The sequence below is a fragment of the Magnetococcales bacterium genome, assembly GCA_015232395.1.
In the GTDB taxonomy this organism is placed as follows: Bacteria; Pseudomonadota; Magnetococcia; order Magnetococcales; family JADFZT01; genus JADFZT01.
The window spans coordinates 1-9,984 of sequence record JADFZT010000118.1 but is presented as its reverse complement, the minus strand read 5'-3'; the positions used below and the strand labels follow the sequence as shown (position 1 = coordinate 9,984).

12 protein-coding genes are annotated in these 9,984 nt (G+C 54.6%); 9 read left to right on the top strand and 3 right to left on the bottom strand.

Features of this window, described 5'->3' with window-relative positions:
- Positions 1 to 217: 217 nt before the first annotated feature.
- From HQL52_19095 to HQL52_19085, 3 genes are all read right to left on the bottom strand, one after another.
- A complete protein-coding gene (locus HQL52_19095) occupies positions 218 to 637 on the bottom strand; it encodes a PIN domain-containing protein (GenBank protein MBF0371550.1) in 420 nt (139 codons plus the stop codon).
- Positions 627 to 875: a type II toxin-antitoxin system prevent-host-death family antitoxin gene (locus tag HQL52_19090; GenBank protein ID MBF0371549.1), complete on the bottom strand. Its 249-nt coding sequence runs from the start codon at positions 873 to 875 to the stop codon at positions 627 to 629. The genes HQL52_19095 and HQL52_19090 overlap by 11 nt, the downstream gene beginning before the upstream one ends.
- Before the next feature lie 496 nt (positions 876 to 1,371).
- Complete coding sequence (locus tag HQL52_19085; protein ID MBF0371548.1) at positions 1,372 to 2,925, bottom strand: glycosyltransferase family 39 protein; 1,554 nt, start codon at positions 2,923 to 2,925, stop codon at positions 1,372 to 1,374.
- A 68-nt stretch (positions 2,926 to 2,993) separates the two neighbouring features.
- Between HQL52_19085 and HQL52_19080 the strand changes: the two genes are divergently transcribed.
- The 9 genes from HQL52_19080 (at position 2,994) to HQL52_19040 (ending at position 9,837) form a co-directional block, all read left to right on the top strand.
- Positions 2,994 to 3,314, top strand: coding sequence for a hypothetical protein (locus HQL52_19080; GenBank protein ID MBF0371547.1), 321 nt, complete (start codon positions 2,994 to 2,996; stop codon positions 3,312 to 3,314).
- Positions 3,284 to 3,505: a class I SAM-dependent methyltransferase gene (locus HQL52_19075; protein ID MBF0371546.1), complete on the top strand. Its 222-nt coding sequence runs from the start codon at positions 3,284 to 3,286 to the stop codon at positions 3,503 to 3,505. Before HQL52_19080 ends, HQL52_19075 begins: the two co-directional genes overlap by 31 nt.
- A gap of 448 nt (positions 3,506 to 3,953) precedes the next feature.
- Positions 3,954 to 6,095 (top strand): molybdopterin-dependent oxidoreductase, encoded by a 2,142-nt coding sequence (locus tag HQL52_19070; protein MBF0371545.1) that lies wholly within the window; start codon positions 3,954 to 3,956, stop codon positions 6,093 to 6,095.
- 62 nt (positions 6,096 to 6,157) lie between these two features.
- Positions 6,158 to 6,772 carry a sulfotransferase domain-containing protein gene (locus tag HQL52_19065; protein MBF0371544.1) on the top strand — a complete coding sequence of 205 codons (615 nt, stop codon included), beginning with the start codon at positions 6,158 to 6,160 and terminating at the stop codon, positions 6,770 to 6,772.
- Positions 6,773 to 6,904: 132 nt separating this feature from the next.
- The gene (gene rpsP / locus HQL52_19060; GenBank protein ID MBF0371543.1) at positions 6,905 to 7,174 is read left to right on the top strand and encodes a 30S ribosomal protein S16; all 270 of its coding nucleotides are present in this window, start codon (positions 6,905 to 6,907) and stop codon (positions 7,172 to 7,174) included.
- Positions 7,175 to 7,189: 15 nt separating this feature from the next.
- On the top strand, positions 7,190 to 7,744 hold the full coding sequence (gene rimM / locus HQL52_19055; protein MBF0371542.1) for a 16S rRNA processing protein RimM: 555 nt from the start codon (positions 7,190 to 7,192) through the stop codon (positions 7,742 to 7,744).
- Between the two features lie 128 nt (positions 7,745 to 7,872).
- Entirely contained in the window at positions 7,873 to 8,655 is a 783-nt protein-coding gene (gene trmD, locus HQL52_19050) for a tRNA (guanosine(37)-N1)-methyltransferase TrmD (GenBank protein ID MBF0371541.1), read from the top strand.
- A 30-nt stretch (positions 8,656 to 8,685) separates the two neighbouring features.
- Positions 8,686 to 9,033, top strand: a complete 348-nt coding sequence (rplS, locus tag HQL52_19045) for a 50S ribosomal protein L19 (GenBank protein ID MBF0371540.1) — start codon at positions 8,686 to 8,688, stop codon at positions 9,031 to 9,033.
- Positions 9,034 to 9,069: 36 nt separating this feature from the next.
- The gene (locus tag HQL52_19040; GenBank protein MBF0371539.1) at positions 9,070 to 9,837 is read left to right on the top strand and encodes a ribonuclease HII; all 768 of its coding nucleotides are present in this window, start codon (positions 9,070 to 9,072) and stop codon (positions 9,835 to 9,837) included.
- Positions 9,838 to 9,984: the final 147 nt, after the last annotated feature.

The window sequence follows — 9,984 nt, the reverse complement described above, 5'->3', positions numbered from 1 at the left end:
TCTTGACTCCGATTATGGATTTGATTGAAACGTCAATATTTTCAAGAGGATGCCTTGGAGCTTGACGTGTCCCTGATTGAAAGCCTGCCTTCTCTAGAAAGACATTTACCTTAGCCATTGCTTTCATCTCCCGGAAATAAACATGAGGATATTCAGTAGGGGACATACAAAAACAAGAAAGATACCTCCAATTTTTCCCCCAGCCTTCCTGACAGAATCAATCGAGGAATGGATTTTCAAACCTCACCCCTTCCAATACCCGTCCATCTTGAAAATCCTCACTTAAAACCACGGTGCACCTCGCTTCCTTGGCCGCAGCCCAGAGCATGGCATCCCAAAACGAAAGACAATGATCCTGCACCGCCCGCATCGCTTTGGTAAGAGTCGCAGGCCCTGATCTCTGCACTGGGAAAAGGGTAAGCCAATCTTGAACCTGCTCCAGAGCATCCGGGATGGGCATCTTGCCTTTGCCAGTGACAGCCCGAAAAAATTCTGCCAAGGATTGGAGGGTCAACACACAGTCAGCTGCCATCATTTGATGGATCAGCTGGGCCGCCTTCTGCTGTTTTTCCCCGGCATTTCGATCCATGGCATAGACTAAAATATTGGTATCCAGGGTGTAGCGTTCAACGCTCATGAAGCTCATCCCTGGAAGAGATTATTCCCCCCAGATCATAGCCACGCGCCATCCGAGCCTCCGTGCGAGCCAAGGCTTTTTTTTGCTCTGCACTCAATTCACGCTCTTGTTCCACTGGCACTAACCGGGCGACGGGTCTGCCACGCCTGGTGATTACAAAGGCATCCCCCCCCTCCACCGATTTGACGAAACGGGCCAGATGCTGATTGGCCTCCCGAAGACTAATGCGCTGTTCCATATTTACCTCACTCCCCTGATAACCCAACTATCAGTTGTAGGATATCCTACTTTTACAATAGATGCATCGGAAAACAGCATTTGGGGAATCACTACTATTTCCAACCCATTTTTGATTGATCCCCAAGGATCAGGCGAGGCACCTTCCTGGCACACCTTTTTTTCCTTACAGGCGTCTCCTCCCTGTCCCCGGAGCCCCGGCATATCTCAGCCAGCACCAACCCAGCCGAAGTCACCGATAGAATCGGGGGACAGTTTCCTTGTTTCCGCCAATAACATTCAGCTTATGTGGAGTAGCCTCCATTTCTTAAACAGGAGGCGGAAAATCCAATGGGAAATTCATGGGTAAACGATAAAGCCCCGCCAGGGTCATCCGCTCAACACCTGATCCAACTTATCGAAAACCGCCCCCCCCTTGCCGACAGAGCCGCGTTCCCTGAGCACATCCTGTATGTATTAACACGCCCAAGTTGACAAAGAGGGAATATGCCCAAAGCTCAGGATGAAAACGCAGGCCGTCGCCTATAGAGGCGATCCTTTCCGAAGCGCCCCACCATTCGATAGTGGGTTGTGACGTAACGTTTCAGTTTCTCTTTAGCCTGGCGGATATGGGCTGGATCGCGGCGCTGTTTATCAAAATTTCCGGTAATATCGATAATCCATTTTGGTCGCCTTTCGTCCAGATCCTTAAAAAGCAGCGACCATCCTTTGCGGAACACTTCGCTTGGGGTGGGATGAAAACGCCGTCCGACAAGATGGTCGGCGATGGAGAGAAACTGCGTACCAATCCGCTTTTCCAAAAAATAGTAGTAATAGCGATCCCTGGGTAGGACGAACAAGGTATCGTCAGGCCGGGAATGGTCCTGGACATAACGCTGCATTCGTTGCAAGTCCGGATTGGCGGCAATCTCCTGGAGAGTCGGCTCGTCGGTGGTCCAGTGTTGGACGGAATAGTAGATTGGTGCTGCGCAGAATATCAGCGCCAATAAAACAGCCACCCCGGCTCCACCCCCTTCACGCCCCGCCAGGGCTCGGAACAGCTCCAGAGTTCCCAAGGCACCGATAAGCATCAATGGTGGCAAAATCTGAATAAAATAGCGCTCCATCATCTTCCCGCCCGAAAAGACCGCATAATAGGAAAACAGCAGGTAGAGCAAAATGGCCAGCCAAGCAGGATTGGAACGCCGATAGCGAATGAGAAAATAGAGTCCGTAGAGAATGGGCAGAGCCAAGGCGAAAAAACCCTGGAAAAAAATCAAGCTCCGTGGCAACAACCGATCCAGACGGGTGTCAAAACTGAAAGAGGTGAGATAGGCGTTGGGAATTTCGAACAGCCAATAGCGAATTTGCCCAAGCTGATTGATATGGTCATAGTAGAGTATAAAAACCACCAACGGCGCCAAAAACATCACAGAGACCAGACCCGCCTCGCCCAGCCGTTGCTGCCAGTCATCCCTTGGCGATTGGCGCGGCACAAAAAGCAACAGCAGGCCAAAAACCGGTAGGCTGATTCCCGCTTTTTGATTGGTAAAAAAACCTGCGGCCAGCAATAGGGCGGAGAGGGAGAGAAGCAGGAGGTTTTTTTTGATGGTCAGATGGCTCAAAAACAGCAGATAGGCGGTGACGACAAAAATATTCATCATCATCTCGCTGTTGGTCGCCAGCATCTCCTCCCCACGGGCACAGATGGAATATCCTGCGAAAAGCAGACCAGCAACCAAACCGAGCGCGCGCCCCTCCAGCACGGTTCCAATCCGGTATATAACGGCAGTGGTCCCAGTAAACACGGCAAGGCCCAGCCACTTGATGTTCAAAATATGGATGCCACCGCCGATCCAGCAGGCCAGGGCGTATATCCAGAACAGCAATGGCGGTTTGAGATCACCGTACGTAGTATAGAGGGGTGCCCCATTAAAAATTTCCCGGACCCCGGTCAGATAGTCGAGTTCATCATATTTCCAGGAAAATGGCACAAAGACGGGCAGGTGAAAAAGAATCGCCGCGCTGATAACCCAGAACAGCGGATGGATATTTGAGAATATTTTTTTCAAGGTGCCATTTTCTTCCGGGCTAGTGGCCAACGACTTATAAAAAACAGAAAGACAACTTAGGTGTGTGAATGTATTTTATTCAGAACATAAAGGACATCGCTTTTTCAATCAATAAACGTGGGTTCCCAACCACACTGAAAACCATCCATGCCGAGTTGGTTTTTGATCGCCGCCACGGAACGCAGACGCAAAGAAGGCCTGCAGATCAAAGGGATGTCGATCCAGCCATCAAAAAAATGCTGTCCGTTATCAAGGATCCAACAGTCTCTTTTTTCACCAGGCGATGGGAAGCCTGGAAATCGATTTTGCCGAAAGCGTTTTTATTGATTTCGGCAGCGGAAAGGGACGGGCCATGGTCATGGCGTCAAATGATGGCTTCAAAAAAGTGATCGGTGTGGAAGCCTCCGCTTCGATGTGTGACATATCACTGGAAAACCTGAAAAAATATGGCAAGCACTTCCTGGTGACCGTACCGTTTGAGGTCGTCAATATGGACGCACGAGACTATCCGATAGAGGACTCAGTCAATGTTTTCTATTTTTTGATCCGTTCGAGAGAGAGGTATTCCAAAGCGTTGTAAACAACATTAAATGCTCATTGCTGGAAGCTCCGCGCCAAATCAGAATCATCTCTCTCTATCCCCGGTTTGAAGGAGAGGTGTTGGCCGACGATTTTCATCTGGTCGATCAACAACTGTGCTGTTATACGACCTGGTCCAATTAAATCCTCATAAGACCAGCCTACTCCAAGGGATTTCAGAAACACCTCCTCCCCCAACCGGCTTGACTGAACTGGCCGAATAGCTGGCTGGCCTCTCTTGGCATAATTTACTATTCCGTTGTGCCCCATTGACCGAACAGACACCCAGTGATTTCAGGATATCCTTTTTCCCCCAACTTATCATATACAATCAGAATCCCAAAAAATCAGCCGCTGTCCCACTCCCTTTTTGATTGATTGCAGGTGATGGTGCAGGCTACCTTTCCGACACAACTCACTTTTCCATCCATACGCCCCGGAGCCCCAGCATGTCCCAACCAGCCAGCCCCACCCCTGCCGAACTCACCGATGGCATTGTCAAAACCGTCTGCCGGGCGTGTCATGGGGGGTGTGGGGTGTTTGTGGAGGTGAAGGGGGGAAAAGTGGTGAAGGTAAAGGGGGATCCGGACTCTCCCATGAACAAAGGGTGGCTCTGCATCAAAGGGGTTCGAGCGCCTGAACTTGCAAACCATCCGGATCGGTTAACCAAGCCCCTCAAGCGCAAGGGGGAGCGTGGTGGGGGGGAGTGGGAAGAGATCTCCTGGGAGGTGGCGCTATCTGAAATCACCGCCAAACTCGATCAATTTCGCAACGAAACCGGGCCTGAATCCATCGCCTTGGGCCAAGGGACCGGTCGCCACCACTACATGCATGTGGTGCGGTTTGCCAATGCCTTAGGCACCCCCAACTGGTATGAGCCGGGGCTGGCCCAGTGTTTTATCCCCCGCATCACCGTCAGCAACCTTACCTATGGGGGGTTCATGGTGGGGGATTATTATGGGGAGGTGAAACCCAAATGCATCCTCTTTTGGGGGCACAATCCCATCAACTCCGGCCCCGATGGCGAACTCCCCATCACCGCCCAACGCGCCCTCAAGGATGGCGCTGTGGGAATTTCCGTGGATCCCCGGCGCACCGAAACCGGACAGCTGTGTGAGCAGTGGCTGCCCCTGCGCCCCGGCACCGATGCCGCGCTGGCCATGGCCATGATCCATGTGATGATTCGGGATGAAATCTATGACAAACCCTTCGTCGAAGCCTGGACCACCGGCTTTGAGGCGCTGAAAGAGCGGGTCGCAGAGTGTACCCCCCAATGGGCTGAGGAGATCACCTGGGTCAAAGCCGCCGACATCGAAAAAGCCACCCACACCTTTGCCACCCTGAAACCCGCCATCCTGGAGTGGGGCCTGGGGCTGGAGCAAAACAGCAACTCCCTGCAAACCGTCCGGGCGGTGGCGATCTTGCGGGCCTTGGCAGGTAACATCGATGTGCCGGGGGGGGATATCTTCGGCATGAACATCATCAACGCCTACCCCACCCTCAAGGAAAAACTCCCCAAGGGCATGCTGAAAAAACGTCTGGGGGGAGAGACCTTCAAACTCCTGGGGGGGTGGCGGGCCTTTATGCCGTCGGCACACATCCCCACCCTCTTCAAGGCGATCCGCACCTCTGACCCCTACCGGGTACGCGCCTTGATGCTCTTTGGCAACAATCCCCTCACGACGATTGCCAACAGCCGGGAGGTGTATGAAAGCCTGCTGAAACTGGATCTGTTGGTGGCGACGGATTTATTCATGACCCCCAGCGCAGAACTGGCCGATTATGTCCTCCCCGCCGCCCACTGGACCGAGGTGGAGCAGGTGATCGGCTACCCGCTGGTGGTGGAAAATCTGGTGATGGCCCAACAAAAATGTGCCCAGGTCGGGGATAGCCGCCAAGATGAGTGGATTCTGGATGAATTGATGGCGCGTCTGAACCTCCCCGGCAGCGAGGAACGCTTGCCCCAGGTGATGAATCGGCAGTTGGAACCCCTGGGCATCGATGTGGAAACCTTAAAAAAACAGGGCGCTGTGGTGCATCCTCCCCATGTTTATCAAAAATACAGCGAAAAAGGCTTCCGCACCCCCTCCCGTAAGGTGGAGCTTTATTGTAAATCACTGAAAAGACTCGGCTATGATCCCCTCCCCTCATTCGTGGAGCCGCCGGAATCCCCCTACTCCACCCCTGAGCTGGCCCGGGAATTTCCCTATGTGCTCACCACCGGGGGCCGGGCCAAGGAGTTTTTCCAGAGCGAAGGCCGGCAGGTGCAGCAGCTGCGCAAGCGCCATCCCGACCCCCTGATGGAACTCCATCCCGAAATCGCGGCCAAACACGATATCAAAGCCGAGGATTGGGTGGTTGTCTCCTCCCCCAGAGGCCGCGCCCGGATGAAGGCTGTGGTGACCGAAAACATCCATCCCCAGGTGATTCACATCGAGCACGCCTGGTGGTTTCCCGAGCGGCCCGGGCCGGATCACGGGGTGTGGGAATCCAATGCCAACGTCCTCACCAACAACGCCCCCCCCTACGACCCTGGCTTCGGTTCCTACCAGTTGCGGGGGCTTCTGTGTAAAATTGAAAAAGAAGCCTGAAACGACTGCAATCGACCAGGCTCCCCTGATACCCTATTCACTTTTTTGTTCGGGATTGTTTGATGAAAGCCCTTTTTCGCGCCATCAACCGACGCAAAACCAAACACTATGTCACCATCGTCTCCGGGCTGCCCCGCTCTGGCACCTCCATGCTGATGAAAATGCTCGAAGCTGGCGGCATGCCTCTCATCGCCGACCATCTGCGCACCGCCGACGATGACAATCCCAAGGGCTATTATGAATTTGAACGGGTAAAAAAGTTGCCCGAGGGGGATTTTGGCTGGATTGAGGAGGCCAAGGGACAAGGGGTTAAAATCATCTCTGCCCTCCTCAAGCACCTCCCCGGCGACTATGCATTCCGGGTGCTCTTTTTGCGCCGGGCCATCCCGGAAATTCTCGCCTCCCAGAAAAAAATGCTCATCCGCCGCAACAAGGATCCCAATCAGATCCAGGATGAAGAGATGACCCAGCTCTATCTCAAGCATCTGGGGGATGTGGAGTCCTGGCTTGGGGAACAGGAAAACATTCAAACCCTCAAAATCGACTATAACCAAATCATCGCCGATCCCGCCCCCGGTATTAACGAAATCAACCGCTTTCTCGACAAGGCCCTCGATACCGACGCCATGCTGCGTATCGTCGATCCCAGCCTTTATCGTCAGCGGGGGGAAAAGTAGCCTACAGGGGCCTTGACTCTGGAGTGAAATCCCCTAGAATAGCTCGGTTCCGTATTCTTGATCCGGTACTGGGAGGCTATTGCCTTGCCCAGAACCGTTTTGTCACGTTTAGATTGATCTTAAGGAGAATCCATGTCAGTTCGTATCCGGTTGCAACGGAGAGGCTCAAAAAAGCGGCCCTTTTACGCCATCGTCGCGGCGGACCGCCGCATGCCCCGGGATGGCCGGTATCTGGAAAAGCTCGGTACCTTCGATCCCCGCCTGGACGACGATAAACAGGTCAACCTGGACCAATCCCGGGTGGATCACTGGATCGGTGTGGGCGCCACCCCTTCCGAGACGGTCGCCAAGCTGCTGAAAAATCTGCCAGCACCCGCTGCCGCTGAAGCCAGCGCCTCCTAATCGGTGGTGCATGAGGTGGCCCAGGGGAATAGCGCTGAAGTGGCCCAGGGGAATAGCGCCGAAAAAGAGCGGTGGCTCGCCATTGGGCGCCTGGAAGGGGCCTTTGGGGTCCGGGGGGAAATACGCATTCGCCCCCTGACCGACGTCCCCGAAGCGATTCTCAACTGCCCACCCTGCTGCCTGGGTCGGCACGAGACAAAGCTTCAAGAGAGTGAAATTCTCTCCGCCCGACCTCATAGTCGGGGCTTTCTCGTGCAGATGAAGGGGGTGGACAACAGAGAAGCGGCCCGCGCTCTGTCTGGTACCTTTCTCTGGATCAAGCGTAGCGATCTACCGGATCCTGGTACTGACAGCGACTATTGGGACGATCTCATCGGCTGCCGGGTTCAGACCGAATCGGGTGAGGAGATCGGCTCGGTGCATCACCTTCTGGAAACCGGAGCCAACGACGTATTGGTGGTTCGAAGCCCGGGAAAACCGGAAAAGCTGATTCCTTATACCCAGGAAGTGGTACAAGAGGTGGATACTGAAAACAAGCGCCTCACCGTGCGACTTCTACCTGGGATGTAAGCATCTGGAAATGCGGCGGTTGTCACTTGGTTTGAAAAAGCTTTGCCAGGTGAAGATGAGCCCTTCAGCTCTCTGCTATCCTAATCTGGAAAAAAACCAAAGCCTTTCCCGGGATGGCTGAAAAAGAGATGAAGTTCACCATCCTGACCCTTTTTCCAGAAATGTTTTCCGGCTTTTTGGAGCATTCCATCCTCAAGCGGGCACAGGAAAAAGGGCTTCTCGGGGTTGAGTTGCTACAAATCCGGGATCATGCCACGGGCCGACATCGACCAGTGGACGACACCCCTTACGGCGGTGGACCGGGAATGGTGATGAAGGTGGACGTACTGGATCGCGCCTTGGAGAGTGTGTCGGACGCTCCCCACGTGGTCTATCTGACGCCCCAGGGCAAGCCTTTCAGGCAGAACGACGCCTTACGGCTGGCTGATCTGAATCATGTGGCGCTGGTTTGTGGCCACTATGAGGGAATCGACGAACGATTTGTGGAAGCCCGGGTGGATGAAGAGTTTTCCCTGGGGGATTTTGTTCTGACTGGCGGGGAAATTCCGGCGCTGGCCATTGTCGATGCTGTCACCCGATTGCTCCCGGGTGTTTTGGGAGATGGGGAGAGTGCCAAGGAAGATTCCTTCTATACGGGACTCCTGGACCACCCTCATTATACCCGACCACGGGCCTGGCAGGATGCACACAACGAGCAGGTAAGAGCCGTACCGGATGTGCTCTGCTCAGGAAATCACGGTGCGGTGGATCAGTGGCGACGGCGGCAGGCTTTGATTCGAACACTGCTCAGACGCCCCGATCTTTTGGAATCTGCCGATCTCACCCGGGGTGAGCGGCGCATGATGGAACAGTTTCTCCGGGAGTTGCAGGCCACAGTCAGCGAAACACCGGAAATCGTAAATACGCATTAATCAAACGAGTTTTACTCAAGGAACAGACCCATGAACGTACTGCAAAGCCTGGAAGAGTCCATGATCACCGTCGAGCGCCCCAAGTTTAGCGCTGGGGACACCCTTCGGGTCCACGTCAAGGTGGTAGAGGGCTCCCGGGAGAGGATTCAGCTTTTTGAGGGGGTCTGCATTGGCCGCCACAATGCGGGTCTGAAATCCACCTTCACGGTGCGCAAGATTTCCTTTGGTGAAGGGGTCGAGCGGATCTTCCCCCTCTACTCTCCCCGGGTGGATAAGCTGGAAGTGGTCCGTCAGGGTGATGTGCGCCGGGCCAAGCTCTATTATCTGCGAGGCCGCTCCGGTAAAGCCACCCGGATCAAGGAAAAGCGGGTCAATTAATCCCTGCCCCTTTGTTCAAGCCGGTTCCCCCTCGCCATGTCATCCCCTACCCCAAAAAACGGGGTTTCTGCTGACCATGGGGAGGTGGGAAAGGCTGTTTCCGAAGAGCCATCAAAACCTCGCTCCCGGAAGAAAAAAGCCGCCAGTCGCATCCCTGTAAAAAGCCCGGGATTCCATCTGGAAGCCGCACATATCAAAGCCTGCGGCGCCCCAAACGCCACCATCCGTATTGCTGGCGTTGATGAAGCGGGACGTGGCCCCCTGGCTGGACCGGTAGTGGCTGCTGCGGTGGTGCTGAAAAACAGCGATCCCCTCGCTGACCTTCCTCTGCTCAACGACTCCAAAAAACTCTCATCTGATCAACGGGAAACCCTGGCTGTGATGATTCGGCACCATGCCCGGGGAATCGGTGTTGGTGTTGCCTCGCCAGATGAGATCGACCACCTCAACATCCGCCAAGCCACCCTCCTCGCCATGACCCGCGCCATTGAAGCGCTTCCAGACACCCCTGATTATGCCCTGATCGATGGCCGGGATCTTCCCCCCCACCTCCCCTGCCCAGCTGAAGCCGTCATCAAGGGAGATGGCGAGTCCGCTTCCATTGCAGCTGCCTCCATCATCGCCAAAACCACCCGGGATGAATGGATGAAGCGCCTCAACCAGGAATATCCCGGCTACGGCTGGGAGCGAAACAGCGGCTATCCCACCAAAGAGCACCGACAAGCCCTGGAAACCCTCGGCCCCACCCCGGTCCACCGGCGCTCCTTTGGACCTGTGCGGAAGGTTATTGAAGGCTGTTCCTAACTCCAACAGGTAAGCCACCGGCTCTGCCGGTGGACTCCCCAAGGCTCTGCCGTTACGGCGTGCAATGATGTAGATGGTCCCCTTTCGTTGAACCACCACGTTCTTCAGAAAGGAGACCATCATGAGAGAATGGCAGAGCCAAACCCA